Origin of the sequence: Paraburkholderia sp. GAS448, from assembly GCF_050435685.1 — a bacterium.
Taxonomy (GTDB): domain Bacteria; phylum Pseudomonadota; class Gammaproteobacteria; order Burkholderiales; family Burkholderiaceae; genus Paraburkholderia.
Window position 1 is genome coordinate 1 of sequence record NZ_JBNDKT010000015.1, and the last position, 26,935, is coordinate 26,935.

The 26,935-nt window shown below is 61.8% G+C and carries 24 protein-coding genes, 1 tRNA gene and 4 pseudogenes; 17 read left to right on the top strand and 12 right to left on the bottom strand.

Features of this window, described 5'->3' with window-relative positions; translation table 11 throughout:
• The 4 genes and pseudogenes from P3T23_RS25130 to recA all read right to left on the bottom strand — a co-directional run.
• Positions 1-83: pseudogene (locus P3T23_RS25130) on the bottom strand (ATP-grasp domain-containing protein); the annotation flags it as partial.
• Positions 80-841, bottom strand: a complete 762-nt coding sequence (locus P3T23_RS25135; RefSeq protein ID WP_429318827.1) for a DUF2889 domain-containing protein — start codon at positions 839-841, stop codon at positions 80-82. The gene P3T23_RS25135 and the pseudogene P3T23_RS25130, both read right to left, overlap by 4 nt.
• Positions 842-940: 99 nt before the next feature.
• A complete protein-coding gene (gene recX / locus P3T23_RS25140) occupies positions 941-1,804 on the bottom strand; it encodes a recombination regulator RecX (RefSeq protein ID WP_429318828.1) in 864 nt (287 codons plus the stop codon).
• Between the two features lie 7 nt (positions 1,805-1,811).
• The gene (gene recA / locus P3T23_RS25145) at positions 1,812-2,885 is read right to left on the bottom strand and encodes a recombinase RecA (protein ID WP_429318829.1); all 1,074 of its coding nucleotides are present in this window, start codon (positions 2,883-2,885) and stop codon (positions 1,812-1,814) included.
• Between the two features lie 254 nt (positions 2,886-3,139).
• Here recA and P3T23_RS25150 point away from each other — a divergent pair, with 254 nt between their 5' ends.
• From P3T23_RS25150 to P3T23_RS25175, 6 genes are all read left to right on the top strand, one after another.
• Entirely contained in the window at positions 3,140-3,886 is a 747-nt protein-coding gene (locus P3T23_RS25150; protein WP_429318830.1) for a response regulator, read from the top strand.
• A 9-nt stretch (positions 3,887-3,895) separates the two neighbouring features.
• Positions 3,896-5,467: a sensor histidine kinase N-terminal domain-containing protein gene (locus P3T23_RS25155; protein ID WP_429318831.1), complete on the top strand. Its 1,572-nt coding sequence runs from the start codon at positions 3,896-3,898 to the stop codon at positions 5,465-5,467.
• Between the two features lie 229 nt (positions 5,468-5,696).
• Positions 5,697-7,355, top strand: coding sequence for an MFS transporter (locus P3T23_RS25160; protein ID WP_429318832.1), 1,659 nt, complete (start codon positions 5,697-5,699; stop codon positions 7,353-7,355).
• Between the two features lie 82 nt (positions 7,356-7,437).
• A tRNA-Met gene (locus P3T23_RS25165) sits at positions 7,438-7,514 on the top strand.
• 1,784 nt (positions 7,515-9,298) lie between these two features.
• Complete coding sequence (locus P3T23_RS25170; RefSeq protein ID WP_429318833.1) at positions 9,299-10,444, top strand: porin; 1,146 nt, start codon at positions 9,299-9,301, stop codon at positions 10,442-10,444.
• Between the two features lie 431 nt (positions 10,445-10,875).
• Positions 10,876-11,178, top strand: coding sequence for a hypothetical protein (locus tag P3T23_RS25175; protein WP_429318834.1), 303 nt, complete (start codon positions 10,876-10,878; stop codon positions 11,176-11,178).
• A gap of 22 nt (positions 11,179-11,200) precedes the next feature.
• Here the strand turns inward: P3T23_RS25175 and P3T23_RS25180 are convergent, their stop codons facing one another.
• The gene (locus tag P3T23_RS25180) at positions 11,201-11,878 is read right to left on the bottom strand and encodes a FadR/GntR family transcriptional regulator (RefSeq protein WP_429319007.1); all 678 of its coding nucleotides are present in this window, start codon (positions 11,876-11,878) and stop codon (positions 11,201-11,203) included.
• A 220-nt stretch (positions 11,879-12,098) separates the two neighbouring features.
• Here P3T23_RS25180 and dgoD point away from each other — a divergent pair, with 220 nt between their 5' ends.
• The 4 genes and pseudogenes from dgoD to P3T23_RS25200 all read left to right on the top strand — a co-directional run.
• Positions 12,099-13,247 carry a galactonate dehydratase gene (gene dgoD / locus P3T23_RS25185; RefSeq protein WP_429318835.1) on the top strand — a complete coding sequence of 383 codons (1,149 nt, stop codon included), beginning with the start codon at positions 12,099-12,101 and terminating at the stop codon, positions 13,245-13,247.
• A 7-nt stretch (positions 13,248-13,254) separates the two neighbouring features.
• Positions 13,255-13,407, top strand: a complete 153-nt coding sequence (locus P3T23_RS25190; RefSeq protein ID WP_429318836.1) for a hypothetical protein — start codon at positions 13,255-13,257, stop codon at positions 13,405-13,407.
• Between the two features lie 227 nt (positions 13,408-13,634).
• Positions 13,635-13,937 carry a hypothetical protein gene (locus tag P3T23_RS25195; RefSeq protein WP_429318837.1) on the top strand — a complete coding sequence of 101 codons (303 nt, stop codon included), beginning with the start codon at positions 13,635-13,637 and terminating at the stop codon, positions 13,935-13,937.
• 65 nt (positions 13,938-14,002) lie between these two features.
• Positions 14,003-14,173: pseudogene (locus P3T23_RS25200) on the top strand (DUF2158 domain-containing protein); the annotation flags it as partial.
• A gap of 113 nt (positions 14,174-14,286) precedes the next feature.
• Here the strand turns inward: P3T23_RS25200 and P3T23_RS25205 are convergent.
• Positions 14,287-15,216, bottom strand: a complete 930-nt coding sequence (locus P3T23_RS25205; RefSeq protein ID WP_429318838.1) for a CopD family protein — start codon at positions 15,214-15,216, stop codon at positions 14,287-14,289.
• Positions 15,213-15,608, bottom strand: coding sequence for a copper homeostasis periplasmic binding protein CopC (copC, locus tag P3T23_RS25210; protein ID WP_429318839.1), 396 nt, complete (start codon positions 15,606-15,608; stop codon positions 15,213-15,215). The genes P3T23_RS25205 and copC overlap by 4 nt, the downstream gene beginning before the upstream one ends.
• Positions 15,609-15,918: 310 nt before the next feature.
• Between copC and P3T23_RS25215 the strand changes: the two genes are divergently transcribed.
• The 4 genes from P3T23_RS25215 (at position 15,919) to P3T23_RS25230 (ending at position 20,471) form a co-directional block, all read left to right on the top strand.
• Positions 15,919-16,650: a c-type cytochrome gene (locus tag P3T23_RS25215; RefSeq protein ID WP_429318840.1), complete on the top strand. Its 732-nt coding sequence runs from the start codon at positions 15,919-15,921 to the stop codon at positions 16,648-16,650.
• A 21-nt stretch (positions 16,651-16,671) separates the two neighbouring features.
• Positions 16,672-17,970, top strand: a complete 1,299-nt coding sequence (locus tag P3T23_RS25220; protein ID WP_429318841.1) for a c-type cytochrome — start codon at positions 16,672-16,674, stop codon at positions 17,968-17,970.
• Between the two features lie 131 nt (positions 17,971-18,101).
• Positions 18,102-18,722: a PAQR family membrane homeostasis protein TrhA gene (trhA, locus tag P3T23_RS25225; protein ID WP_429318842.1), complete on the top strand. Its 621-nt coding sequence runs from the start codon at positions 18,102-18,104 to the stop codon at positions 18,720-18,722.
• A gap of 201 nt (positions 18,723-18,923) precedes the next feature.
• Positions 18,924-20,471 carry a DEAD/DEAH box helicase gene (locus P3T23_RS25230; protein ID WP_429318843.1) on the top strand — a complete coding sequence of 516 codons (1,548 nt, stop codon included), beginning with the start codon at positions 18,924-18,926 and terminating at the stop codon, positions 20,469-20,471.
• 42 nt (positions 20,472-20,513) lie between these two features.
• Here P3T23_RS25230 and P3T23_RS25235 read toward each other — a convergent pair whose 3' ends face one another.
• From P3T23_RS25235 to P3T23_RS25250, 4 genes and pseudogenes are all read right to left on the bottom strand, one after another.
• Entirely contained in the window at positions 20,514-21,032 is a 519-nt protein-coding gene (locus P3T23_RS25235) for a hypothetical protein (RefSeq protein ID WP_429318844.1), read from the bottom strand.
• A 102-nt stretch (positions 21,033-21,134) separates the two neighbouring features.
• The gene (locus tag P3T23_RS25240) at positions 21,135-21,962 is read right to left on the bottom strand and encodes a ferritin-like domain-containing protein (protein WP_429318845.1); all 828 of its coding nucleotides are present in this window, start codon (positions 21,960-21,962) and stop codon (positions 21,135-21,137) included.
• 328 nt (positions 21,963-22,290) lie between these two features.
• A pseudogene (locus P3T23_RS25245) lies at positions 22,291-22,801 on the bottom strand (hypothetical protein); the annotation flags it as partial.
• Positions 22,795-23,022, bottom strand: a pseudogene (locus P3T23_RS25250) (gamma-glutamyltransferase); the annotation flags it as partial. The pseudogenes P3T23_RS25245 and P3T23_RS25250, both read right to left, overlap by 7 nt.
• Before the next feature lie 132 nt (positions 23,023-23,154).
• Here P3T23_RS25250 and P3T23_RS25255 point away from each other — a divergent pair.
• Together P3T23_RS25255 and P3T23_RS25260 are read left to right on the top strand one after the other, a co-directional pair.
• Complete coding sequence (locus P3T23_RS25255) at positions 23,155-23,934, top strand: DeoR/GlpR family DNA-binding transcription regulator (RefSeq protein ID WP_429318846.1); 780 nt, start codon at positions 23,155-23,157, stop codon at positions 23,932-23,934.
• 303 nt (positions 23,935-24,237) lie between these two features.
• Complete coding sequence (locus P3T23_RS25260) at positions 24,238-24,435, top strand: hypothetical protein (RefSeq protein ID WP_166656125.1); 198 nt, start codon at positions 24,238-24,240, stop codon at positions 24,433-24,435.
• Between the two features lie 398 nt (positions 24,436-24,833).
• On the opposite strand, the gene P3T23_RS25265 is transcribed toward P3T23_RS25260, so the two are convergent.
• Entirely contained in the window at positions 24,834-25,208 is a 375-nt protein-coding gene (locus tag P3T23_RS25265; protein ID WP_429318847.1) for a hypothetical protein, read from the bottom strand.
• Between the two features lie 177 nt (positions 25,209-25,385).
• On the opposite strand from P3T23_RS25265, the gene glpD reads away from it, so the two are divergent.
• Positions 25,386-26,918, top strand: a complete 1,533-nt coding sequence (gene glpD, locus P3T23_RS25270) for a glycerol-3-phosphate dehydrogenase (RefSeq protein WP_429318848.1) — start codon at positions 25,386-25,388, stop codon at positions 26,916-26,918.
• Positions 26,919-26,935 lie beyond the last annotated feature (17 nt).

The following is a 26,935-nucleotide window of genomic DNA, read 5'->3' on the forward strand; positions in this document are numbered from 1 at the left end:
ACCGAGAATACCGGCTTGCCGCGCGGTACCGCGACTCCGAATTTCCGCAGGATTTCCTTACCCTGGTACTCGTGAATCTTCATGCGTGATTCCCTTCAGTCTGAGAGTTGGATTGAACTTCGTTTCCGCTTTTTTCGCTGATGCGGGACGCGCCGCTTGCGCGGTCCGTCCGGTCGGCTGCACCGCCCGCGTGTTCCACTGCCTGTTCCGCAGTGCGCGGCGCGCGGCCATACCAGCGCGGATAAAACTGTCGCACCGCCTCGCCGTCGAATCGCAGCGCGTGGCAGCGACCCAGCTGGAATGGCGGTTTGTCGATTGATTGTCCTGCCGGCTCGTTTGCCGCTCCGTTCGTACCACTGGCAGACCCGTCTCCAGAACCTGACGTCTCCCCCGGCGCACCATTGTGGGTATCCCATACGTCGCCCGCGAATGCCTGGATGGCGGCGGTGGGCAGGAACGCGCACAACTCGGTGAGATGCGTGCAACCTGCCGTGCCAGCCAGCAAACGGGCAGCATCGCGACGGAAGTTGTGGAACAGATTGAGCCCGATGAGGGCTCGATAGGCGGGGTTGGAGGCTTCGCACTGACCGGGATAGGGCACCCAGTCGGACGACGCTTGTGCGTCCACGACGTTGAGCTTGCGATCGATCGTGATGCGGAGCCAGAGTTCATGGATCGGCTGACCGTTGGTCCGGACGCCCGACGCAAGCGCTACATCGCGTGGCTTTGCGTCGGTGAGACACGCCTCGATATCCCACAGACCATCTTCGCGCTCATAGGCTTCCGCACGGATTGCGCGACGATGGCGCAACTGACGGGAGACTGGCGGGGAAAGCGGCATGCGGGAGGTAAGGCCGGATTGGAAAACCACCAAATTTTAGCATACTGGGTATTTGAAGCTGCGCCGATCCGGCAGCCCCGCCAGGCTTAACATTACGGGCTATTCGCTGCTGTCCGGCCACTCTTCGTCGATACCCTTCAGGATCTTGCCTATGGTCGACCCGGAGAAACCGCGCGCTGCCAGAAAGCGCATCTGCTTCGCGCGCTCGGCGGGTGTTTCGGGAACGTGACCGAATTTCTTGCGCCATACCGCTTGCGCGCGAGCCAGCTCGGTCTCGCGCAACTGGGCGCCGGCTTCTTCGATCAACGTCTGGCCGACCGCATGACGCTTCAGTTCATTGACGATCCGGCTTGTGCCGAGACGCGACGCACGCCTATGAATCAGGCTTTCGGCAAACCGGGAGTCCGATAGCCAGCCTTCGCGCTCGAGCGCGTCGAGAACCGGTTCGAGCGCATCCGGTTCTTCCGCATAGGGCGCCAGTTTTCTCGACAGTTCGGCACGGCTGTATTCGCGGCGTGACAGATAGCCGAGAGCACGGCCTTTCAACGAGGGGGCAGGACGTTGGGAGTTTGAAGCGCGTTGTTTGCCGGTAGCCGGCGCGTCACCAGATCCGCGGCGCGACCGGGTGTAGGTGCTTTCTTCGGGTGCTTGATCCGATGCAGCGCCAGTTCGGGCACTGCCGGACGAAAGGCGTCCTGCAACCCGATCATGTGCATCGAAGGATTCGAACGGATCGAATGAATCCTGCGAAGACCCTAACGAGGCAGGGACAGGTACAGAGGCAGGTAAAGAGGCAGACAAGTCGCCTGACGATAAGGCCGGGCCGGACGAATCCGGCGCCGTTCGCCGTGAAGGACTTGACGGGTGTGAAGAGCCACTTTCGCGCGGCTCAACCACAACACCATCACGCGGGTCGCCCGCATCATGCCCTGCGTGTGATACAGGCCGACCCTTGCGTATCACGCGACGCTTACTCCTCTTCGTCCGCGACTTCGACGCCCGTCACGACCGCGTCCGCCATCGCGTTCACACCGAGCGATTCGCGGATGCGATTCTCGATTTCACGTGCGATGTCCGGATTCTCGCGCAGGAATTCGCGCGCATTGTCCTTGCCCTGGCCGATACGTTCGCCGCTGTAGCTGTACCAGGCGCCTGCCTTGTCGACGATCTTCGCCTGCACGCCGAGATCGATGATTTCGCCCTGACGCGAGATACCTTCGCCGTACAGGATGTCGAAGATCGCTTCGCGGAACGGAGGCGAGACCTTGTTCTTGACGACCTTCACTCGCGTTTCGTTGCCGATCACTTCGTCGTTCTTCTTGATCGAACCGATACGGCGGATGTCCAGACGCACCGACGCGTAGAACTTGAGCGCATTGCCGCCCGTCGTGGTTTCCGGGTTACCGAACATCACGCCGATCTTCATACGGATCTGGTTGATGAAGATGACGAGGCAGTTCGTGCGCTTGATCGTGCCCGTGAGCTTACGCAGTGCCTGCGACATCAGACGTGCCTGCAGACCCGGGAGCGAGTCACCCATTTCGCCTTCGATTTCAGCCTTCGGCACGAGTGCCGCGACCGAGTCGATCACGATCATGTCGATCGAACCCGAACGCACGAGCGCGTCGGCGATTTCAAGGGCCTGCTCACCCGTGTCCGGCTGCGAAACCAGCAGATCGGATACGTTCACGCCAAGCTTGTTGGCGTACTGGATATCGAGCGCGTGCTCCGCATCGATGAACGCCGCCGTGCCGCCGATCTTCTGCATTTCGGCAATAACCTGCAGCGTCAGCGTCGTTTTACCCGACGATTCCGGCCCGTAGATTTCGACCACGCGCCCCCGCGGCAAACCGCCGACGCCCAATGCGATGTCGAGACCGAGTGATCCTGTGGAGACCACCTGGATGTCTTCCATTACCTCGCCCGCGCCGAGCCGCATGACCGACCCTTTGCCGAACTGCTTTTCAATCTGCGCGAGCGCGGCAGCGAGCGCCTTGCTCTTTTCAGCAGTCAGTCCAGCCGGGCCTTTCTTGCTTTCTTCCATGAATCGTCCTTTGCTATGATGAACGGCGTCTGAGGCAGATGTGCCGCCCCCGGGTATGGAACCCTTTCACAAGGCAACGCACTGAACGCAGACACTGTATAAAAAAACAGTGGTTTTGGCAAGCACGATTCGCATGCTTCGCTACACGTACGAAAACTCGCGTGCGAAAACTTGCCGCCACGACAAATACTTTCGGAGACCGCCGCGCGCCAGGCGATACCACGACGCGGGCAATGCCAGAGCCTCAACGCATCATGCGAATTCTCATTGCCGAAGATGACAGCATACTCGCGGACGGCCTCGTCCGATCACTCCGCCAATCGGCCTATGCTGTCGACCACGTGAAGAACGGCGTCGAAGCCGATACCGCGCTGTCGATGCAGACGTTCGATCTCCTGATTCTCGATCTCGGCCTGCCGCGCATGTCGGGGCTCGAAGTGCTGAAGCGCCTGCGCGCGCGCAACTCGAATCTGCCCGTGCTGATCCTGACGGCAGCCGACAGCGTCGACCAGCGCGTCAAGGGCCTCGACCTGGGCGCCGACGACTATATGGCCAAGCCGTTCGCCCTCAACGAACTCGAAGCCCGCGTGCGCGCCCTCACGCGCCGTGGGGCAGGCGGGGGCCCGACGGTGGTGAAGCACGGCTCGCTGTCGTTCGACCAGGTCGGACGCATCGCCTATGTCAACGACCAGGTGATCGATCTGTCCGCCCGCGAGCTCGGCCTCCTCGAAGTGTTGCTGCAACGGATCGGGCGGCTGGTGTCCAAGGAACAGCTCGTCGATCACCTGTGCGAATGGGGCGAGGAAGTCAGCAACAACGCCATCGAAGTCTACGTGCACCGCCTGCGCAAAAAGATCGAGCCGAGCGGCGTGCGCATCATCACCGTGCGCGGCCTAGGCTATTGCCTGGAGAAAGCGGCGCCGGCGCCCGCGTCCCCAACGCCTGCCTCGCCCTCTTCCCCGGCTCCCGGCGCGATGCCTGCCAGCCACTACTTCAAGTAGGAATCGCGCATGCCCGCTCGCGCTGAGCACGCCGCGGAGCAAGCCGGGCACCCTGCGCCGCCCGTCGCGAATCTCGACGACGAGGCCCGCGACGCCCGCTACGCGAATCCGTTCGCCCCACCGGACGAAACCGAAGCCGCCGCCGACGCGCGCCCGCGCTCGCTGTTCGGTGAAATTCTCGACTGGATGCTCGCGCCGCTCCTGCTGCTGTGGCCGATGAGCATTGCTGTGACGTATCTGGTCGCCAAGTCGATTGCAAACGGGCCGTTCGACCGCGCGCTCGAAACCGACGCATACGTGCTGGCGCGGCAGATTCATCCGGTCAATGGCGTCGCCGAACTGTCGCTGCCCGATTCGACGCGCGACTTCCTGCGTGCCGACAATATAGATAGCGTGTTCTATCAGGTGCTCGGCACGCGCGGCGAACTGGTGAGCGGCGACCACGACATGCCGCTGCCGCATGAGGACGACCGGCCGCAGCCGGGCCTCGTCGAATTCCGCGACGACGTGCTGCGCGGCAACGACATCCGGGTCGCCTACACGACCGTCGAGTTTCCGCAGACGCCCGGCGCGCAGCCGGTGCTGGTGCAGGTCGCCGAAACGCTCGACAAGCGCAGCCAGCTCGCCAACGACATCATCAAGGGCGTGATCCTGCCGCAGTTCGTGATCCTGCCGCTCGCGATCCTGCTCGTGTGGTTCGGACTGTCGCGCGGGCTCGCCCCGTTGCACGCGCTGCAATCGAACATTCGCGCGCGCCGGCCCGACGATCTGTCTCCGCTCGAAGCCCGGCGCGCCCCGCCGGAAATCGAACCGCTCGTGACCTCGTTCAACGACCTGCTGACTCGCCTCGAACAGAACATGGAGCTGCAAAAGCGCTTCATCGCCGATGCCGCGCATCAGATGAAAACCCCGCTGGCCGGCCTGCGGACGCAGGCCGAGCTGGCGTTGCGCCAGGATGCATCGGCAGAAGTGCACCGCTCGCTCGAACAGATCGCGACCAGTTCCGAGCACGCGGCGCGGCTCGTCACGCAACTGCTGGCATTGGCGCGTGCGGAAAACCGCATGTCAGGGCAGATTTTCTCCCCCGTGGAGGTGACGGAAGTTGCACGCAGCGCGGTGCGGGACTGGGTGCAGGCCGCGCTCGCCCGACAGATGGATCTCGGCTACGAAGGACCCGACGAGCCGGACGAGCGCATCGAAGTCGACGGCAATCCGGTGATGCTGCGGGAGATGCTCTCGAACCTCATCGACAACGCGATCCGCTACACGCCCGAAGGCGGGCGCGTTACGGTGCGGGTCCGGCCTGATCCGGCGGCACACTTCGTGCTCATCGAAGTCGAGGACACCGGACTGGGCATTCCAGCCGCCGAACGTGAGCGGGTGGTCGAGCGCTTCTACCGGATTCTCGGCCGGGAAGGCGATGGCAGCGGGCTCGGCCTCGCGATCGTGCGCGAGATAGCGACGATGCACGGCGGCACGCTCAGCATCGACGACAACGTCTATCAAACGTCGCCGCGACTTGCCGGAACACTCGTCCGTGTCAGTTTGAGGCTGCTGGAACGTGCACGGGACTTACCCTAACTGACGCCCTCCAGGCACCGGCATGACTACGCCACATTCTGCTTTATAGAAGCAGATATTGATAGATAGATGCATTTTCAATGCCATACGCGGCATCATCGTTACACGCAGATCGATCTTGATTTCGCGACAATGCGTCAGTAGGCCGTAAGTTTTTGCTCCAATAATCGGCTCACGGGAACGCCTCGTCGGGCGGACCGCGTGCTTATATCAATATTGGAGACGACATATGGCTACCGTTGGCGGGCAAATCTCGCACGCGCCGATGACGAACGATGAGAAGCGGGTGATCTTCGCATCGTCGCTAGGCACCGTTTTCGAATGGTACGACTTCTATCTGGCCGGTTCGCTCGCGGCCTTCATCAGCAAGAGCTTCTTCTCCGGCGTCAATCCGACCGCGGGCTTCATCTTCACGCTGCTTGGCTTCGCGGCCGGCTTCGCCGTGCGTCCGTTCGGCGCGATCGTGTTCGGCCGCCTCGGCGACATGGTCGGGCGCAAATACACGTTCCTCATCACGATCGTGATCATGGGTATCTCGACGTTCGTGGTCGGCTTTCTGCCGGGGTACGCGGCGATCGGCATTGCGTCGCCGGTGATCTTCATTGGGATGCGCCTGCTGCAGGGCCTCGCGCTCGGCGGCGAGTATGGCGGCGCGGCGACCTACGTGGCGGAGCACGCCCCGGCCAATCGGCGCGGCTACTACACCTCGTGGATCCAGACGACGGCAACGCTCGGCCTGTTCCTGTCGCTGCTGGTGATCCTCGGCGTGCGCACGAGCATGGGCGAAGAAGCGTTCGGCGACTGGGGCTGGCGCATTCCGTTCGTCGCGTCGATCGTGCTGCTCGGCGTGTCGGTCTGGATCCGGTTGCAACTGCACGAATCGCCGGCTTTCGCGCGGATCAAGGCAGAAGGCAAGACGTCGAAGGCGCCGCTCACTGAAGCGTTCGGTCAATGGAAGAACCTGAAAGTCGTGATTCTGGCGCTGGTGGGCCTGACCGCCGGCCAGGCGGTCGTCTGGTACACGGGCCAGTTCTACGCCCTTTTCTTCCTGACCCAGACGCTGAAAGTCGACGGCACCAGCGCCAACATCCTGATTGCGCTGGCGCTGCTGATCGGTACGCCATGCTTCGTCCTGTTCGGCGCGCTGTCGGACAAGATCGGCCGCAAGCCGATCATCATGGGAGGCTGCCTGATCGCCGCACTCACGTACTTCCCGCTCTTCCACGCCCTGACGCACTTCGCGAACCCGGCGCTCGAGGCTGCGCAGCAGAAGTCCCCGATTGTTGTAATCGCGAACCCGGATGAGTGCTCGTTCCAGTTCAACCCGGTCGGCACGGCAAAGTTCACGAGCTCGTGCGATATCGCGAAGGGCGCGCTGTCGAGGGCCGGCCTGAACTATGACAACGTGGCTGCCCCGGCAGGCACGCTGGCGCAGATCAAGGTCGGCGACACCGTGATCGACACGTTTGACGGCAGGGCCGCCGACGCGAAGGAGCAGGGCAAGGCGTTCGAGAAGTCGCTCAGCGCGGCGCTCAAGGCCGCCGGCTATCCGCCGAAGGCCGACCCATCGCAGATCAACTGGCCGATGACCGTGGTGATCCTGACGATTCTCGTGATCTACGTGACGATGGTGTACGGTCCGATCGCGGCGATGCTGGTGGAAATGTTCCCGACGCGGATCCGCTATACGTCGATGTCGCTGCCGTATCACATCGGCAATGGCTGGTTCGGCGGCTTCCTGCCGGCAACCGCCTTCGCCATCGTCGCGGCGAAGGGCAACATCTTTTCGGGGTTGTGGTATCCGATCGTGATCGCGCTGGTTACGTTCGTGGTCGGGATGCTGTTCGTGAAGGAGACCAAGGACTCGAACATCTACGCCGAGGATTGAGGCTTCGGGGATGGGAAGTCCAAAAATGTGACGCGCGGGGGTTGACAGCCCCCGCCGTCATCTCCATAATTTCGCTTCTTTCGGCGAATTAGCTCAGTCGGTTAGAGCGACGGAATCATAATCCGCAGGTCCGGGGTTCGAATCCCTGATTCGCCACCAGTTGCACCAAGCCCTTGAATCTTCTAACGAAGTTCAGGGGCTTTTTATTTCATGCGTCGCGGTTGAGACAGCAGGTGCTGGCGTGGACACGTCTTCACGCGCTATCTCCTTCAAGCCTCTCTACGGGGTCCCGGTTGCCCATTTGCCAGAGCGGATGCGACAGCAGACGCTCTCCTCGTATCGAAGAATTCCGCCTGGCAAAACTGACTGCATTGCCACTCAACGGGTCGACGGAAGTGAGAAAACAACTCTTAATGCAGACCGCGAGCGCAGATTAGCGGTCGCACTTCGTAATGGCGTGCGATTCCGCAAATATCAACGAGGAAGAATCAAGGTTGGCGAGACGAGCCTCATAGCACCCGTCGGTTTTAGCCGAAGTTCAACCTGAAGGCCCTTCGCTGCCAGCAAGCAGGTCTTGATGGACACAGAATCGCGCACCGCGAGAAGGGCAAGTTGTGTCAAGCGATTGCCGTTGCAATAGATTACTCGAATCAACCTGGCTGACCGCCCCTCCACCACCACACTCAAGTACCGAAAATGCGGTTCGATTGCGGCACGAGCGCGCCGGGCTTCGACCAGACCTCTGTATTTATATTCTTCGCTACCCAAAAACAGAGCGGAAACTGCGACTTTTTCGACAGAATGACCAGCTGGTTTGCGTTTTGATGTCCGGCCATGCATCCCTGAATCCAGGACTCCTGGTCTCCGGCCAGGCTCGCAACTTACAAACCCGAATCGACCGGTGCCGCGTAACGCCACCACTGCCTGGCACTACTATCGAGTAAAGATTCGGCCCTGAAGACCGGGATTGATGCCATTTGCATATAGCTCCCCTCGTCCAGAGTCACAGCATCAACCTGACAATAAGCTCACAACCGCCAATGCCTGTTGGACAGAGTGCTTGCGAGCCATAGCAAATTGCCGGCCTGCCTGATGGTCATCACTGTCAACGCCAATCAGATAACCCGAAAATGCAGCACGCTCCTCGTCGCAGATATTGAATTGGGCCCAGCTCGCAAAGACGGGTACTCGTGATAAAACCGCGACACCATTGGTTCAGTCTGTTTATGCGAAAAAATATCGCTCTTTAAAAAAGAGCGCGATTATCTTCCCGTCTGTTGCATTCACCCTACTAAATAATATTAGTATAACTTATCAAGATATCGACCGATCCACAAACAAGAACCCCTATCTTCGGAAATCTTTGTTCACCGCGAAAATTGAGTAGAGACTCTAATTATTGCCGCGCTGCTCCCCCGGGTTCGTACACCTCGATTCTGCAATCACCACCGCTACCGCGCACGGCGCGAGGAGTATGAGGACGACGCCGACTATCAGCAGGGGCGCAAGCCGCAGCACCGGGCCACCCCAGCTACCTTCAGATAGCGTCGCGAGCGACCAGCGCGGTCTGCGCTGCAACCCCTTCCGGACCCCGAGCTTTCGTCTTTTCGAACGACCGCGCGAGTGCCAGGTCCAGGCTACACCGCCCCGCATAACCGCGCGAAGAAAAGCCAACGACCGAAAAGAATCGAATTGTTTTCGAACCCTTGACGCAACTTAACGATCCCCTTAACATTCGCCGTCCGGTTACTTTCACATTCTCCACGAATGGTTTGTAGTTGCACCCGGATATGGAGTCGTGTATTCGTACACGACTTCTTTTGAGGCAAGATAGTTAGGTATACGAACTTAATGTTGCATTGGCACAACATTAAATTATCCAAACCAGGTCCCGTTGTATCCTCTGCCCCGCAATATTCTTTTAACTAAAACCAAGGACGCAGATGAAAAAGACCACACTGGCAACGCTCTCGCTGGCCATGCTGGGCGCCACCGGCGCAGCCCACGCACAAAACAGCGTTACGCTTTACGGTATCGTCGATACGGGCCTTACGTTTATTCACAACGACGGCGGCAAAGGTAACTCGTACAGCATGTCGTCGGGCAACATGTCCGGCAACCGCTTCGGCCTGAAGGGCACAGAGGATCTGGGTGGTGGCCTGAAGACGATCTTCGTATTGGAGAACGGCTTCAACTCGACGAACGGCAAGCTCGGCCAGGGCAGCCGCATGTTCGGTCGCCAGGCGTACGTCGGCCTGACGGGCGACACGTGGGGTACGGTCACGGCCGGCCGCCAGTACGATCCGCTGGTTGACCTGGTTCAGCCGGTTCAGGGCGACAACTGGCTCGGCGGCATCTTCAGCACGCCGGGTGACATCGACAACGCAGACAATAGCGCGCGCGTCAATAACTCGATCAAGTACACCTCGCCGGTCTGGGCTGGCTTCCAGTTCGAGGGCATGTACTCGCTGGGCGGTGTAGCAGGCGCTACCGGCTCGGGTCAGAGCTACGCCGGCGCGGCATCGTACAGCTTCGGTCAGATGAACCTGGCGGCAGGTTACTATCACCTGAGCAACGGCAACACTTTGGCCGCTCGCCTCGCTGGGACCACCAGTACGTGGGACAGCCTGTTCAATACCTCGGTGAACGCGGCGTACCAGACCGCTTCCTCGATCAACAATGCCCGTATCGGCGGCAACTACACGTTTGGCCCGGTGACGGCGGGTGGCTACTACAGCTACGCCGAATATACGGCTGACGGACGCTCGCTGTTCACGCGGGCCCAGAAGTACAACACGGGTTCGGTGTACGCGATGTGGCAGGTTTCGGCACCGCTGCAGGTAGAAGCCGGTTACACGTACATGCATACGACCGGCAATTCGTCGGCGAAGTACAACCAGTTCGCTCTGGCCACCGACTACCTGCTGAGCAAGCGTACGGACGTTTACGCACAGGTAGCCTACGCGCTTGCGTCTGGCACGGTAGACCCGGCCGGCGACCAGGCTCAGGCTGTGATCGGTTCGGCCACCGGCGACTCAGGCAGCAACAAGCAAGCGCTCGTGACCGTGGGCATCCGCCACAAGTTCTGATCGATGTCAGCTTGACGAAAAGCCCGCTTCGGCGGGCTTTTTTCTTGGTCGCGGCATTCCGGCGCCCGTGAGGGCAGAAGCGCTATTTCGACCGAACGGACTGAAGCGCGAGGCGAGAATCGCGCAGCGCTTGACGAGCGTAGCCACCCGTCGCCATCAGGATCAGCAGTCTTGTCAGCAAGAAACGTGTGACGTCTTTTTTCGCCTTGACGGCCTTCTACGTCAATCCGGCTGAAGAGGGCGTGCGCTCGAGCGCTACGTGGTTGCCGGCGAAACCTGACTACTGAACCCGACAAAAAAAGGCCGCGCGCAATAACATAGTCTGAACCCGCCTCGATTGAGCGTAGTCGAATGATTGAAATTTGTAGCGCGCTTCGTGCTCTGCGTGAAGGCACCGGCGGCGCGCCCACAAACCAGAGGGAGATCCGCTGATGAAACTTCGTCCTTTCGTCCTTCTGCTCACGACTGTCACGTTCGCCGTTCACGCTGGCGAGGCCGCCGACAGTCAGTGGCAGGCCAATCCCACCACCCTTGCGACGCTCCTGCAAGACGGTTACCGGATTGTCTCAGTGATCGGCGAACCCCACGGCAAGGCCGGTTCAGTCGAGACGTTCTACCTCCAGCGGGACCAGAGCGCGTTCAAGTGTGTCGAACAGCACGCGCTCGAGCCGAAACCGAGAACACCGACTGCACTTTTCGGATGCTTCGAGCTGGTCCAGCCCTACACGAAGTAGCCTGAGGCCAATGGTCCGAGGCTCACGCCTCGATCCTTCCCCGCGTCACACCCAGAAGACTCGCCATCGCATGTCGCGCAGCGTCCGCGTCGCGATCGCGGATCGCTTCGAACACCGCCGTGTGTTCAGCCAGCGACGCATTGAACACATCCGCCCGCTTCGCGTTGAGCCTCAACTGGTCTTCAAGCGTGCGTTCGATCAATGTCCCAAGCGGAATCAGCAATTCGTTGCTGCACGCCGTCAGTACATCGAGATGGAAGCGAAGATCCGCGCGCACCCATTCGTCGACATTTCGCGCCGTCACCATTGCAGAATGGGCGGCCTCAAGCGAATCGAATGTTTCTTCAGTGTGGGATGAGGCGGCGAGCGCGGCGGCGTAAGGCTCGATCATCTCGCGCATTTCCTGCAGCTTGAGCGCGAATTCCATAGGTGGCGCGACGCGCGAGTACCAGTCGAGCACATCGGCATCGAGCAGATTCCACGCACGTTTTGGCCGCACCCGGGTGCCCACCCGCGGACGCGATTCAATCAAGCCTTTCGATGTCAGCGTCCGCAACGCCTCGCGCAGCACCGTGCGGCTCACGCCAAACGTCTCCATCAATTCCGCCTCGCGCGGCAGGATGGATTCGGGCGCGTAGTCGCCACGCAGGATGGCCGTCGCGAGCAGATAGGCGACGCGCCCGTGCAGATCGTGCTGAATGGCTGTTCTCCACCACGCCTTGCGGCGCTATCTATTGTTGGAACGACCGCGATTATCCGGCATCCCGTCGGCGGACCGCCATGCTGGAAGCGGAACAATCTCCACCAATAGTACTATTAATACTACTTAAAGGCGATTTTGTTGTACGATGTGGCTCCCGGATCGATTCACGATCGACGAATCACGATCAGCCCGACGCGGCAATCAGGAGACTCCCGCCATGAAAATCACGAAACTCGAAACCTTCATCGTCCCACCGCGCTGGTGTTTCCTGAAGATCACGACCGACGAAGGGGTTGTCGGCTGGGGCGAGCCTGTGGTCGAAGGCCGTGCGCACACGGTTGCGGCAGCGGTCGATGAGCTTTCCGACTATCTGATCGGCAAGGACCCGTTGCTGATCGAAGATCACTGGCAGGTGATGTACCGCGCCGGCTTCTACCGCGGCGGCCCGATCACGATGAGCGCGATCGCCGGCGTCGACCAGGCGCTGTGGGACATCAAGGGCAAGCATCACGGCGTGCCGGTGCATGCGCTGCTCGGTGGCCAGGTGCGCGACCGCATCAAGGTGTATTCGTGGATCGGCGGCGATCGTCCGAGCGACGTCGCGAACAACGCCCGCGCTGTCGTCGAACGCGGCTTCAAGGCAGTCAAGATGAACGGCTCCGAAGAGCTGCAGATCATCGACACCTTCGACAAGGTTCAGGGCGTCATCAACAACGTCGCGGCAGTGCGTGAAGCCGTCGGACCGGACATCGGCATCGGCGTCGACTTCCACGGCCGCGTGCACAAGCCGATGGCAAAGGTGCTCGCGAAGGAACTCGACCCCTACAAGCTGCTTTTCATCGAGGAGCCGGTGCTATCGGAAAACGCCGAAGCGCTGCGCGACATCGTCAACCAGACGAACACGCCCATCGCGCTGGGCGAGCGCCTCTACTCGCGTTGGGACTTCAAGCACATTCTGGCGGGTGGCTACGTCGACATCATCCAACCCGATGCGTCGCACGCGGGCGGCATCACGGAGTGCCGCAAGATCGCCTCGATGGCCGAAGCGTACGACGTCGCCCTCGCGCTGCACTGCCCGCTCGGCCCGATCGCGCTGGCCACCTGCCTGCAGATCGACGCCGTCAGCTACAACGCGTTCATCCAGGAGCAAAGTCTCGGCATTCATTACAACCAGGGCAACGACCTGCTCGACTACATCAAGAATCCGGAAGTCTTCAAATACGACGACGGCTTTGTGTCGATTCCGCAGGGTCCTGGCCTCGGCATCGAGGTCAACGAAGAAAAAGTGCGCGAGATGGCGAAGGTCGGCCATCGTTGGCGCAATCCGGTGTGGCGTCACGCGGACGGCAGCGTCGCGGAGTGGTAATCCCACCATGAGCGAAGACGCCGCCTGCAAGGCGGCGTCTTCGTTTGTGGTTGTTGCTGCACCCCGCAGCCCCGCCTGCCTGGGCAAATCCCCTGAAGGCCGACCTGACGGCAGCGCCTCGTCGAACAAGGCGGCCGGATCGCCCGATTTTCATTCTTGATACATGCCGAACTCCGACATTACGTGACGCGGCGTCGAAGCCGTTTCAGTTTCGTATCGTTCAAGGCGTTTTTTCTGAAGAACCCATCGGTAACTGCGCGGCCATGGCCCGCCCACCTTTCGCGAAGCCTTGCCGCACAAGGCTTCGCACATAACACTTGCACCCGCTGTCACTTCTGGCCCGCTCCTTGCAATATCGCAGGCAAACGACAAAAGCCAGAGGCTGACATGGGTGAGTTTGTCCCGGACTATCTGATTCGCGAGCAGGCAGCGGTAGGCGCACTGGTCGTCTTCGGGGTGCTGCGGATCATTTTCGCGGCAGTCGCGTACGACCGTGGCTGGCGCATTTCCGTCGTCGAGAAATGCTTCATCGCCGCTGCCGCGCTGTACTGCGCGCCGCAGCTGTTCGATCTGCTGACGCACGTCTACGGCTCGCGCGCCGCGGCGGCCGAACTCGAAGGCAAGGTTGCCGGCGCCGCGATCGCACTCTTCTTTGCGCCGATCCTCGCCCATAAGTTAGGCTACGAGTAACGCCCCCTGTTCATCGATGAAACGCTCACGATGCTAACGCCCCCCAACAGAAACGGACCGGCGATGTCCTGACCTCGCATTCCAGCGACCGCCCGATGACGGCCACCTGGGTCGGTCCCCTACTGTTTGCTCCGGGAACCTGGCTGATCTGCCGTTGGACCGGCTGCGACGGCGAACTGCGCCAGGAGATGTTTTCGGAAGCGATGCTGAAGCGGGCGCACGTGCTCGCCTCCTGACCGGCATCGAGAGCAGTCACGGAATCACCGGCTTCGCGCCGTGTCGTTCGTATGCTTGCGCCGCACAGGTTTGCTGTGCGGCGCTTGTTGCGTGGGACCTGTCCCTGCGCCGGTCAGCCCAGGGCGGCGAACCCCGGAATGCTGTGCGCCAGCACCGCCGCCGCGACAAACACGCCAAGTATCGCAAGCGCTTCGAGATACAGCACATTGGTGAACGTGTGCGCATCCATCGTCGAGGCGGTCCGGCGCAGGCGCGGTAGCGCCGACACGCGGTTGAGCCCCCCGAGCATGAGCGCCAGCGCGACCAGGATCAGCTTCAGCGTCAAAACGTGACCCCATGTGCTGACCTCGATCGCCTCGAACGAGCCGCCCGCGCCACGCGCCGCATTGAACGCACCGGTCAGCAACACGAACACGACCGCCACGAGCGACACGTTCGACAGCTGCCCCGCCGTGCGGATCATCACGCCGCGCGCCGTCGAGATACCGAGGGCCGGCACCACACCCAGGCCGCCCGCCAGCACGAGGCCGCCCCAGACGCTTGTCACGAGCACATGCAACGTGTGCATGCCGATCGCCGCCGACGCCGGACCCGCGTCAGCCGCATGCCCAAGCGAGGCCTTGCCGGCTGCGATCGCGATCACCGCGAGCCACAGCAAGGCATTGCGAAGCGTGCCCTGATGGCCGGCAAGCGAAGTCAGCAGCAAGACCACCGCGCCCCCGAAGGCGAGGCTCCACGCATAGCCGACGTGCGTCTGCGACAGCACGGTCGGTACGATGCCGATCGCCTCCGGCAAACCCACGCCGCCCATCGAAGCGCTCTGGTACAGCAGCCAGACGACGTCGGCAAGCACGAGCACGGTCGCCCCCGTCACCAGCGACCGTTGCGCACGCAACCAGGCCGCGCGCGCCGGCGACACGGTCTGTATGCCATCTTTCGCGAGCCACGCGCCCAGCAGCGCCGAACCGACGGCAAACGCGAACGCGACGTTCATGAGCGCGGCCATTGCGACCTGCCCGATCCACAGTCCGTCGACCCTCATTTCACGGTGAAGGCATAGTCGCCGTGGGTGCGATGGCCGTCGCTCGCCACCGCATTCCAATGCACCGTGTAGTGCCCGGGTGCGAGCGTCTGAACCGCGAGATGCATGGTCTTTTTGTCCTGCGGGTCGACTTCCGAGGCACCGGCAACAGCCGCGCCGCCATTCGCATCGGTCAGCGTGATCTTGCTGAATGCGGGTTCGAGGGGCTCACTGAAGTGAATCGTCACCTGGGTCGGTGCGCTGACGGTGGCGTTCGGCGCCGGCTCGCGCGAGGTCGGTAGCGCATGGGCAAACGCGGTGGACGAGAACGCGAGTGCGGTGGCGCATGCCGCCGTCACACGCGCAGCACGCAAGGCGCGCGGCGAGAGGCAGGAAGGATCGATTGGCTTCATGAACGGATTGGACAGGTCAGAAAATGAAAACGGAAAGAAACGCAGACGGCGCGGCAGTTAGCCGGCAAGACCGCGAGTGTACGCTTCGATGTGACTCCCGCGCGACGGTTCAACGTGCCTGACGAAAGTCCGTCCGATGAGGGCACCGACTGCCTCTGCGTCAAACTGCCGCACGGACGTCTACTGATGGAACCATGGACAACATGCCAAATAGTCACCATCACCCATCGATGATAGAATGCTGCGTCGCCGCAGCGCCGGCTGCCTTCAACACCGAGCCGCTCGAAGTTCGGTCTGGTCCCCGATTTTGATGGAGTTACGCGTGTCTTCAAGACGCATTTTCCGCCCATTGCTCGCCGTTCTGTTGATCGGCAGTGCAGGCGTCTTCAGCGCTGCGAAAGCGCAGACCCAGCCGAAAGCCCCGGACACGATGGAAGCGCGCGTGCAAGGGTGTACGGCATGCCATGGCTCCCACGGTCAGGGCACGGACAACGACTACTTCCCGCGTCTCGCTGGCAAGCCGGCTGACTATCTGTTCAACCAGCTCAGGAACTTCCGCGAAGGCCGCCGCAAGTACCCGCCGATGAACTACCTCGTCACGTATCTTTCGGACGACTATCTCCATCAGATCGCGACGTACTTCTCGCAACAGCGTCCGCCGTATCCGACGCCGGCAAAGCCGACCGTGTCAGCCTCGGTGGTCGAGCACGGCAAACAGATCGTCTTCAACGGCGATCCTTCGCGTAACATCCCCGCCTGCGCGGCCTGCCATGGCCAGAAACTGACCGGCATGGAACCGGCGATTCCAGGTCTCGTGGGCCTGCATGCCGACTACATCAGCGCGCAGCTTGGCGCATGGCGTTCGGGTTCGCGTCATGCCATCGAGCCTGACTGCATGCACACCATCGCCACGCGCCTTACCGATGAAGACGTGAACGCCGTCGCTGTGTGGCTTTCCACGCAACCGGCACCGCAAAACCCCGTGCCGGCTCCAGCCCGCTCGTTGAAGACTCCGCTTGCCTGCGGCAGCGAACCGCAATAAGGCACCGGGAGAGATATTCAAATGAAACGCAAGTCCCTGTTCGCACTTTCGGCAGTCGTCGTCGCGGCGGCTGCCGCGCTTGTTCCCGTCCTCTGGTCGGGCGGCGACAACCTGCACAACGGTTCGGCCGTCGCGGCAACGCCCGCTGATCAGGCCGCGCTGATCAAGAAGGGCGAGTACCTCGCCCGCGCCGGCGACTGTATTGCGTGCCACACGGTGCGTGGCGGCAAACAATTCGCCGGTGGCCTGCCGATGGCTACTCCGTTCGGCACGATGTTCACGCCGAACATCACGCCAGACGACGAATACGGCATCGGCAAGTGGACCGCGGATGACTTCTACCGCGCGATGCACACGGGTCGCTCGAAGGACGGTAGCCTGTTGTACCCGGGCTTCCCGTTCACGAGCTACACGAAGGTCACACGCGCCGATTCGGACGCGATCTATGCGTTCCTGCGCTCTGTGACGCCGGTGAACGTGCCGAGCCGTCCGCACGAACTGAAATTCCCGTTCAACAACCGCAACCTGCTGATCGGCTGGCGCACGCTCTTCTTCCGTGAAGGCGAGTTCAAGCCGGATCCGACCAAATCGGTCGAATGGAACCGCGGCGCTTACCTGGTCGAAGGCCTCGGCCACTGCGGCATGTGCCACACGTCGATCAACGCGATGGGTGGCCCGGTGAATTCGGCTGCATTTGCAGGCGGCCTGATTCCGCTGCAGAACTGGTTTGCACCGTCGTTGACGTCGAACAGGGAAGCGGGTCTCGGCGACTGGGATCCGAAGGACATCGCCGATCTGCTGAAGACCGGTGTGTCGAATCGCGGAGCGGTGTTCGGTCCGATGGCTGAAGTCGTCCACAACAGCCTGCAGTACCTGTCGGACGAAGACATCCAGGCGATGGCCACGTACCTGAAGACGATTCCGCAAAAGAGCGAAGCACCGGAACACCTGCAGCTCGAAACCTCGGAACAGTTCGGTGGCGAACTATTGAAGCAAGGTCAAAAGATCTACGCTGATAACTGTGCGAAGTGTCACGAAGCGAATGGTCTCGGCCGGCCGCCGCACTTCCCGCCGCTCGCGAACAACCAGTCGATCCAGATGCCGTCGGCAGTCAACCCGATCCGCATGGTGCTCAACGGTGGCTATCCGCCGAGCACGGATGGCAATCCATCGCCTTATGGCATGCCGCCGTTCGCGCAGGCGCTGTCGAATCAGGAAGTCGCTGCAGTTGTCACGTACATCCGTATGTCGTGGGGCAACCACGGCACGGCGGTGTCGCCGCAACAGGTGAGCGATCTGCGTTCGGCGCCGCTCGATTGAGCGACGTCGGATGTACCGGGGCGCGGTCAGCGGAACATCGCGGCCGCGCCCCTTGTTTTTTGGCCGGTGCCCGACGCGTGTAGCATGAAGGCGCCCGATGAGGCACATGAAGGCAGGCAGGAGAAAGAGCCGTGCATATCGGTGAGCGTTTCAACAGCATTACCCACCTCGTCGGCACGATGCTGTCGGTGGCGGGGCTGGCGACGCTCGTGACGATGGGCGCGCTTGCCGGCGATCCGTATAAGGTCGTGAGCTTCGCGGTGTACGGTGCGATGCTGTTCGTGCTGTATGCTATCTCCACGCTTTATCACAGTGTTCGCAATCCGCGTCTCAAGGCGATCCTGCAGAAATGCGACCATTCGGCGATCTACCTGCTGATCGCCGGCAGCTATACGCCGTTCACGCTGGTCACGTTGCGTGGTCCGTGGGGCTGGTCGCTGTTTGGCGTGAGCTGGGGGCTTGCTGCCCTCGGTATCGTGCAGGAACTGACGCTCGGGCGACGCACCCGCAGCGTTTCGATGGTGCTGTATGTCCTGATGGGATGGCTCGCGCTCGTTGCCATTCGTCCGCTGGTGGAGGCATTGCCTCCTGCGGGCACCGCATGGCTCGTGGCCGGCGGCATCATCTACAGCGTCGGTATCTATTTCTTCATCAACGACGAGCGCATCCGGCATGGACATGGCATCTGGCACCTGTTCGTGCTGGCCGGCAGTCTGTGTCAATTCGTCAGTGTTGCGCGCTATGTCGCGTGACATTCCACGACGGCGAAATGCAACTTAACGCCAGTCGACGTGTCTTGATAGCACGTTGATGCATTCGGTGCGCCTGCGAGCGTACCGCCGATTTCCCGGCGATCAGCCTCCGCCTCAGTCAGGCTTCGGCCTTGAGTCATTAGTCGCGCCTCCTGGCTGCACAGGCGCGGGTCGCCACATCTGCATTTGCAAAGAGTATCTATGTCTTTTGATTCCCTCGGCTTGTCCGAACCGCTGGTCCGTGCTGTTCACGAACTGGGCTACACCTCCCCTACACCTATCCAGACGCAGGCGATTCCTGCCGTCCTCAACGGCGGCGACCTGCTCGCCGGCGCGCAGACCGGCACCGGCAAGACCGCCGGCTTCACGCTGCCGATCCTGCAGCGCCTGACGACAATGCAACCCGTCAACAACGCATCGGGCAAGCGCGCGGTGCGTGCGCTGATCCTCACACCGACGCGCGAGCTCGCGGCGCAGGTCGAGGAAAGCGTGCGCCAGTACGGTAAATACCTGAAGCTGAAGTCGACTGTGATGTTCGGCGGCGTCGGCATCAATCCGCAGATCGATGCGTTAAGGCGCGGCGTCGATATTGTCGTCGCGACGCCTGGCCGACTGCTCGATCACATGCAGCAGAAGACGATCGATCTGTCGCAACTCGACATTCTCGTGCTCGATGAAGCCGACCGCATGCTCGACATGGGCTTCATTCACGACATCAAGCGCGTGCTCGCGAAGCTGCCGCCGAAGCGCCAGAACCTGCTCTTCTCGGCCACCTTCTCCGACGAAATCAAGACGCTTGCCGACAATCTGCTCGACTCGCCGGCGCTGATCGAAGTGGCCCGTCGCAACACGACGGCGGAATCGGTCGCGCAGAAGATTCACCCGGTCGATCGCGACAAGAAGCGCGAACTGCTCACGCACCTGATCCGTCAGCACAACTGGTTCCAGGTGCTGGTGTTCACGCGCACGAAGCATGGCGCGAACCGCCTCGCAGAACAGCTGGCGAAGGACGGCATCAGCGCGCTCGCGATTCACGGCAACAAGAGCCAGTCGGCGCGTACGCGCGCGCTGGCCGAGTTCAAGGACGCCACGCTGCAGGTGCTGGTTGCCACCGATATCGCCGCGCGCGGCATCGACATCGACCAGTTGCCGCATGTCGTCAACTTCGACCTGCCGAATGTGCCGGAAGACTATGTGCACCGTATCGGCCGCACGGGCCGCGCCGGTGCGACGGGCGAGGCGGTGTCGCTGGTTTGCGTCGACGAACTGCAACTGCTGAAGGACATCGAGAAGCTCATCAAGCGGCCAGTGCCTCAGGAAGTGATCGCGGGCTTCGAGCCGGATCCGAACGCCAAGCCGGAACCGATCCTGCGGCGCGGTCAGGGCGGCGGTGGCGGTGGTGGCGGTCGTCAGCCGCGTCAGGGTCAAGGCGCGCCGAAGCGTGAGGGCGCGGCGCAGCCGCGTTCCGGTTCGCGCAGCGGCACGTCGCAACAGCAACCGCAGGCGAGGCCTCAAGGCGCGAAACCCGGTAGCAGCGGACCAGCTCAGGTACGCAAGGACAACCCCCGTCACGAAACGACCCGTCACCACGACAAGCCGCGTGCCGTCACGCACGAGGCCGGCGCCGCTAACCACGCACCTCGCAAGCCGCAAGGTGGCGGCCCCGGTGCACTGCTGAGCGGCAAGCCGCGCGGCGACGCGCCGCGTAGCGCACATCCGTCGCGCAACGGCGGCCAACGCGGTCGCTGAGCACAACGGCAACCCACCCGCGCTCGAGCGCGGGTGGGCTGTCTAACGGCCGGGCACCGCTCCGGCCGCCTTCTTCAGGTGCTCGATCTGTAGTTTCCATCGATTGAGCACCGTCTCCCTCTGCCCTTCAAGCTCGAACGTAATGCCGCCAGTCAGGCGTGCATAACGCACGCGCTGCGCCTCGCCTGTATCGATCGAACCGGCGAAGCACGCAAGGCCGTCTCCGGCATCAGGCAAACGCTGGATGTCCAGCTGCACCTGATAGAACGCATCGTCGAATACGAACGTGAGCGCCGCCCGTCCGCCACGAGCCAGCGCTCGCGCCGCCCGCGACTGCGGCCACAACGCGATGCACACCGTTCGCGAATCGGGCGCATACAGCTCACCGACGCCAACGAGCGATGTCCGTAAATGGCCATTCGCATCGAGCGTCACGAGCGATGCCGTAAAGCCGGTCTTCGTTTCGAGCGACGTGCCGTCGAATGCCGCACGCAGCTGAGGTGGCCATTCGTCGAAGACGTCCTGTTCAAGTGCTCTCTCGCGATCAGATGAAGCTGTCATCGCATCGCTCCGGTCAGTAGTCGAAAAAGAATGGCCCGCGCAGGCGGGCCATCGGGTCATTGTCGCGGTATCCGGGACAGGCTGCGCAACGCCTGCGAAGGATCAGCGAAAGAACACGTGTTGCGTGATCTTCGCAAGCGGGTAGTGCACGCCCGGTTGAATCTTCGCAGGCAGATCCAGTGGCTTCAGCAGCATCTTCACACACATGTCCGCCGACAGGTTGCGACGCACGAGTGTATTGATGCGCGCCGCGCGTTCGCGGTTGTAGACCGGATCGTTCACGCGTTCAGGATAGCGGATCGCGAATACATGACGCAGCGCGATCTCCGAGTCTTCGTTCTTGATTTCCATCACGCGACGCATCAGTGCGCCTAGCACGGCCAGACGGCCGTTGCCCTCGATCTTGTTGTACTTCTTGAAGTATTTGAAAAAATGCTTGTAGTGACGGACTTCGTCAGTGCGGATGTTGTCGGTGATCTGCTTGAGCACCGGCTCATCGGAACACTCGCCGATCGCCCGATACAGCGTCGCCGTACCCGTTTCGACCACACAACGCGCCACCATTTCAAGCGCACGCGTCTTTTCGAAGTCCTCGACCGAACAGGTTTTTGAATACTCTTCAAAGAAATTGTGAAAGGCCGTATCCCAGTCGAATTCCGGCCACACGTGAGCAATGTAGGACTTCAGTGCCCGGCCATGCTGCATTTCTTCGGGCTCCCATTCATTGTTGAGCCACGCTGAAACTTCGGGGTCGTCGTTGAAAAACGTGCTGAGGTTGCTGGTGTAAAGATCGGTGCCGCTTTCGATGAACGACGCCGCACACAGCAGCAACAGCAGATCTTCATTGACGACCGCGCGCTGCCGGTCGATGCGGCTGAGATCAATATCTTCGATCCGCCAGGGCATCACGTGTATGGAGTCTGTTTGCATTGTGTCGTGCTCCCAAAGCCATATCGACGAATGGAGCATGCCTGACCGCGTCTGCCTGGCCCGGCTGCCCACCGTTGTCAGATAGAGCGCCTTGAAATTTTTAACCTTCTATCCTGCATCTTAGCTGGTGTTCCACAAACGTGCAGATACCACAGCACAGACCGTGCCGGCCCTAGCCAGTTCCGTTGATGACCAGGGAAAGCGCGCAGGTCATGACAAGGCGCACGCTCAAAAAAAAAGCAGGCAGCCCGTAGAGGCTGCCCGCGAGTGGGACACCATGTATTGCGCGGTCTCATCCAGTCGGCGATGTCCGCTTCATTACGTCCGCTTACACGCTGCGCGGACGGCGCATGCGCATCGCAACGATCGCGAGCGATACGCCCGACAGTACCGCAGCAATCAACACGCAGTAGCTCGGCGCGAGTTTGTTGCCGGTAAGGCGAATGAAGGTCTCGACGATAGTCGGCGCGAGGCCGCCGAAGATCGTCACACCAATCACCGGCGACAGCAGAAATTGCAGGCCACCATTGAGCACGACCACGCCGAACGACGAGGCCGCCGGCATAGGCAACTGCTTCACGGCATACATCGGCATATAGAGCTGGAGCACATGCACGCCGACTGTCGATTGCGCGACGATGCCGATCGCGAGTATCAGATTCACCCACCGGTTGCTGAACGAGACGCCCGGGTCATTGCCCTTGCCTGAACTGCCAGCTCGCGTAATAGCCGCGCCGCGACGGTCCGTGCTGGACCATCAATGCAGTCGCACTGCCGGCTTCGCCGCCCACCGTGAAGCCCTGTACAAGTCGCGCGAGCAGGATGAGCAAAGGCGCGGCGCGGCGCACGCGGCCTGCGGCTGCTGGCAGTAGTCGAGCATCCGCACCACCGACCGCAGGTGACCTTGCGGCTGCATGTCGCCGCCCATCACGTCGAAGCTCATCACCGCTTCCTGCCGCCCTTCGACCTGCTGCGTGAGGAACGCCGGAACGATCGTATGGAACGGCCGCTTGCCGCCTTCGACGACGTTCGGCGACTTCGGATCCATCCAGAATCCGCAGGAACAGATCGGCTCCGACGCGACGTCCCGCGTCGTCGCCTGAGAACCCGGCCGGAGGTCTTACAATACGACCACCCCAACACTCGCCTGCCTGAGGCGCCCCGGCGCCGCGCGCCAATCGACCATAAAGCCATGACCCGAGACCCCCGCCTGACCCTGAACGCACGTCAACAGGAATTGCTCGAATGGGTGCAACGCGACGGCTTCGTTACCGTTGACGATCTCGCCGCGCATTTCGACGTGACGCCGCAGACGATCCGGCGCGACGTGAACTGGCTCGCGGACATGAATCTGCTACGCCGCTATCACGGCGGCGCGAGCTTGCCGACCAGTTCCGAAAACGTCTCGTACACCGCCCGGCAAAGGATGTTTCACGACGAGAAGCGTCGTATCGCTGCGTTAGTGGCCACTCACATTCCTGATCAGGCTTCGCTCTTTATCAACCTCGGCACCACCACTGAAGAAGTCGCACGCGCGCTCAACCGCCATCGGGGGCTGCGGGTAATCACGAACAACCTGAACGTCGCCAGCATGATGAGCGGCTATCCGGACTGCGAGGTGCTCGTAACTGGCGGGATCGTGCGCCCCTGGGACAAGGGAATCGTGGGTGAACTCGCGATCGATTTCATCCGCCAGTTCAAGGTCGATTTCGCGATCATCGGCACGTCGAGCATTGAGACGGACGGCACGCTGCGCGACTTCGACACCCGCGAAGTGCGCGTCGCCGAGGCGATCATCGAGCATGCACGCACCGTCTTTCTCGCCGCCGATCACTCGAAATTCGGCCGCCCCGCGCTCGTCCGCCAGGGGCATCTGAACCAGATCGACGCACTTTTCACCGACGCCGCCCCGCCCGCCGACATGGCCGAAACCCTCGCGACAGCGGCTACGCAGGTCTATATCGCCGACTGATCGACCCGTCCAATGTCATGGCCCCGGGCACGCGTATTGCGTTTGCTGCACCGCACGCAAAACTTCGAGTGAAATCAAGGATCTGGCGCGCGATGCTAACCGCCTCTCGAGGGTCCGCATGTCAAACGGAAAATTTTCGGGGAACGGTTTGGGGTTCTGCGTGCGGTTGACTACACTCCAGGTCCCGACGTCCGTATCGCGCCGCGTCGGCCAGGACTGTTTCAGTGACGCCCGGCCCGGCCAGCAATCCACGCTGGTTCACGGTTCGGAGCACAGTTCGCGTTCGTTGACATGGAGAGAACGATGCTGAGTCCGCATGAATTTGCCACGTTGTTGCTCGTGAAAGACTCCCCCAACCAGGCCGACATGGAGCGCGGTGAACTCGACGCCCTGCTCGAGCGCCAGCTTGTACAACTCGAAAAACTTGCCTCCGGCCTCCAGCAGTGGCGCCTTACCGAGGTCGGCGATTCAGCCCTCAGAGCCATCAAACGGTTTTCATAGTCAGGTCGGAAAGTCCCTGTCGACGTCCGGCACGCGGCGTGCGGTTCACGCACGCCCATACCACCCGCGCTCTGCGTGATTCCCCCAGGGCCTGTTCACGCTAATAACGGGCTTGCGCTGGCCGCCAGAAGGGCCGAGCGCAAGGATTGCGACGAAGCGAATACTGGACGTATTCGCGAGGAGCATGACGCGGCGATCGGCCCTTCTGGCGGCCAGCCCCGCGAAGGTTTTTTAAATCAGGGGAACGTGCCTTTCCGCCCGCATTGCGGCGTCGGGCGTCGCTTGTCCCCCAAGGGGACTTCCTTCGGGGCGTTTGGCTCGGCCAAACGGCGCTCCTTCCTCCTTGCACTGCGGGCGGAAAGGCACGTTCGCAAGCCCGTTATTAGCGTGAACAGGCCCTAGCCAGAGCGCAAGGTGGGATCCACCGCTGCGCGCCAGCTCAATGCCGTCACGCGCTGGGTGTTGAAGAATGTCACCCACTGATTGCGCATCTGCGGATCGCTGCTCTTGCCGAGCTTCACATACTGCTTTGCCATGGCAGTCTGAAACGTACAGAACTCCTCGTTCGATATCTTCCCGCGCCGGTTCGCGACATGCGCATCGAATAGCACCGTGTAGACGGATTGCGCGTCTTCACCATAGTCGACTGCCTGCGCGCCGCACATCTCCTGCAGCGCCGCAAACGAACGCGCGCCCGTCGTTCCCGTAAGACTCGGTGTGCTCACGCACCCCACGAGAAACGCCGCGGCGCCAATCATCCAAAGTCCACGCATTTTTCACCTCTCGATAGCCCGTGACATGAGTATCGTCTGCGAGCGCAGCCCGTGTCACCTCGTCCGATCGGCCAGCCGAGGTCTCGAACTTTACTTTTTCGAATATGTTCATTAAAGTTCGAAAACGAACATTATCAGTTCGAGGCATTTTCCTTCAGTCTTCAGGGAGCGCGGCAGGTGACACAAGGCGCGAGATACGATTTGCTCGTCGTGGGCGGCGGGATCAACGGTGCCGGTATCGCCCGCGATGCCGCCGGACGCGGCCTTTCCGTGTTGCTGTGCGAGCAGGACGATCTCGCGGCGCACACGTCGTCGGCGAGCACGAAACTCATTCACGGCGGCCTGCGCTATCTCGAGTACCGCGAGTTCGGTCTCGTGCGCAAGGCACTGCAGGAGCGCGAGACGCTGCTGCGCGCCGCACCGCACATCATGTGGCCGCTGCGCTTCGTGATGCCGCACATGCCGAACCTGCGGCCGGCGTGGCTGATCCGGGCCGGCCTGTTTCTTTACGATCACCTCGCGCGACGCGAACTGCTGCCGGGCTCGCGCGGTATCGACATGCGCCGCCATCCGGCCGGCGCGCCGCTCATCGATTCGATCAGGCGAGGCTTCGTCTACTCGGACGGCTGGGTCGACGATGCGCGCCTCGTCGTGCTGAACGCACTCGACGCGAGCGAACGTGGCGCGGCGATCCTGACGCGCACGAAACTCGTGAATGCAGTACGGGCGGGCGGCGAATGGCATGCGCGGCTCGAATCAGCGGACGGCAGGGTCATCGACCTGCGCGCCGGCGCGATCGCCAACGCCGCCGGCCCGTGGGTCAGCGAACTGCTGCAGGGCGCGCTGGGGCGAGGTGCGACACACTCCGTGCGGCTGGTGAAGGGAAGCCACATCGTCACGCGGCGCCTCTTCGAGCACGATCACGCGTACATCTTCCAGAACCCGGACAAGCGGATCATCTTCGCGATCCCCTACGAACACGACTACACGCTGATCGGCACGACCGACATCGAATATCGCGACGATCCCGCGAAAGTCGCGATCAATGATGACGAAACGCAGTACCTGTGCGATTCGATCAACCGCTACTTCAGGCAGAAGATCACGCCGCGCGACGTGTGCTGGACCTATTCCGGCGTGCGGCCGCTGCTCGAGGAAGAAGGCGCGGACAACCCGTCGGCAGTCACACGCGACTACCGTCTCGAACTCGACGCGCCAGCGGGCGAAGCGCCACTGCTGTCGGTGTTCGGCGGCAAGATCACGACCTTTCGCAAGCTGGCTGAAGAAGCCGTCGACGAACTTGCCCGCGCGCTCGACCTGTCGGCGCCTGGGTGGACCGCGGGCGCTTCGCTGCCCGGCGGTGACATCGCGAATGCGAATTTCGAACGCTTCGCCGCGCAGTTCCAGCAACAGCATGCATGGCTGCCACCGGAGCTTGCGCGCCGCTATGCCCGCTCCTATGGCACACGCGCGACACAGATCACAGGTGACGCGCACTCGGTGGCCGACCTGGGGCAGGCTTTCGCGCCCGGAATTTACGAAGCCGAACTGCGTTATCTTCGCGATACTGAATGGGCCTGTACCGCGTACGACGTCCTATGGCGCCGCTCGAAACTTGGCTTGCATCTCGCCGAGCCAGGCATGCGCGAAGCAGTGAGCCGCGACATCGACGCATGGTTCGAACACGAGTCCGTTACGCCTGACGCCTAAGGCCCGCGCGACTTACC

What these genes read in the sequence shown, in the direction of transcription:
- P3T23_RS25235 (WP_429318844.1), bottom strand. Translation starts at nt 21,032, where the DNA reads ATGACAGCTTCATCTGATCGCGAGAGAGCACTTGAACAGGACGTCTTC.
- P3T23_RS25195 (WP_429318837.1), top strand. Translation starts at nt 13,635, where the DNA reads ATGGGTGAGTTTGTCCCGGACTATCTGATTCGCGAGCAGGCAGCGGTA.
- P3T23_RS25255 (WP_429318846.1), top strand. Translation starts at nt 23,155, where the DNA reads ATGACCCGAGACCCCCGCCTGACCCTGAACGCACGTCAACAGGAATTG.
- P3T23_RS25230 (WP_429318843.1), top strand. Translation starts at nt 18,924, where the DNA reads ATGTCTTTTGATTCCCTCGGCTTGTCCGAACCGCTGGTCCGTGCTGTT.
- dgoD (WP_429318835.1), top strand. Translation starts at nt 12,099, where the DNA reads ATGAAAATCACGAAACTCGAAACCTTCATCGTCCCACCGCGCTGGTGT.
- P3T23_RS25205 (WP_429318838.1), bottom strand. Translation starts at nt 15,216, where the DNA reads ATGAGGGTCGACGGACTGTGGATCGGGCAGGTCGCAATGGCCGCGCTC.
- recA (WP_429318829.1), bottom strand. Translation starts at nt 2,885, where the DNA reads ATGGAAGAAAGCAAGAAAGGCCCGGCTGGACTGACTGCTGAAAAGAGC.
- P3T23_RS25175 (WP_429318834.1), top strand. Translation starts at nt 10,876, where the DNA reads ATGAAACTTCGTCCTTTCGTCCTTCTGCTCACGACTGTCACGTTCGCC.
- copC (WP_429318839.1), bottom strand. Translation starts at nt 15,608, where the DNA reads ATGAAGCCAATCGATCCTTCCTGCCTCTCGCCGCGCGCCTTGCGTGCT.
- P3T23_RS25260 (WP_166656125.1), top strand. Translation starts at nt 24,238, where the DNA reads ATGCTGAGTCCGCATGAATTTGCCACGTTGTTGCTCGTGAAAGACTCC.
- P3T23_RS25160 (WP_429318832.1), top strand. Translation starts at nt 5,697, where the DNA reads ATGGCTACCGTTGGCGGGCAAATCTCGCACGCGCCGATGACGAACGAT.
- P3T23_RS25150 (WP_429318830.1), top strand. Translation starts at nt 3,140, where the DNA reads ATGCGAATTCTCATTGCCGAAGATGACAGCATACTCGCGGACGGCCTC.
- P3T23_RS25135 (WP_429318827.1), bottom strand. Translation starts at nt 841, where the DNA reads ATGCCGCTTTCCCCGCCAGTCTCCCGTCAGTTGCGCCATCGTCGCGCA.
- P3T23_RS25265 (WP_429318847.1), bottom strand. Translation starts at nt 25,208, where the DNA reads ATGCGTGGACTTTGGATGATTGGCGCCGCGGCGTTTCTCGTGGGGTGC.
- P3T23_RS25240 (WP_429318845.1), bottom strand. Translation starts at nt 21,962, where the DNA reads ATGCAAACAGACTCCATACACGTGATGCCCTGGCGGATCGAAGATATT.
- P3T23_RS25220 (WP_429318841.1), top strand. Translation starts at nt 16,672, where the DNA reads ATGAAACGCAAGTCCCTGTTCGCACTTTCGGCAGTCGTCGTCGCGGCG.
- P3T23_RS25170 (WP_429318833.1), top strand. Translation starts at nt 9,299, where the DNA reads ATGAAAAAGACCACACTGGCAACGCTCTCGCTGGCCATGCTGGGCGCC.
- P3T23_RS25215 (WP_429318840.1), top strand. Translation starts at nt 15,919, where the DNA reads ATGGAGTTACGCGTGTCTTCAAGACGCATTTTCCGCCCATTGCTCGCC.
- P3T23_RS25190 (WP_429318836.1), top strand. Translation starts at nt 13,255, where the DNA reads ATGAGCGAAGACGCCGCCTGCAAGGCGGCGTCTTCGTTTGTGGTTGTT.
- P3T23_RS25155 (WP_429318831.1), top strand. Translation starts at nt 3,896, where the DNA reads ATGCCCGCTCGCGCTGAGCACGCCGCGGAGCAAGCCGGGCACCCTGCG.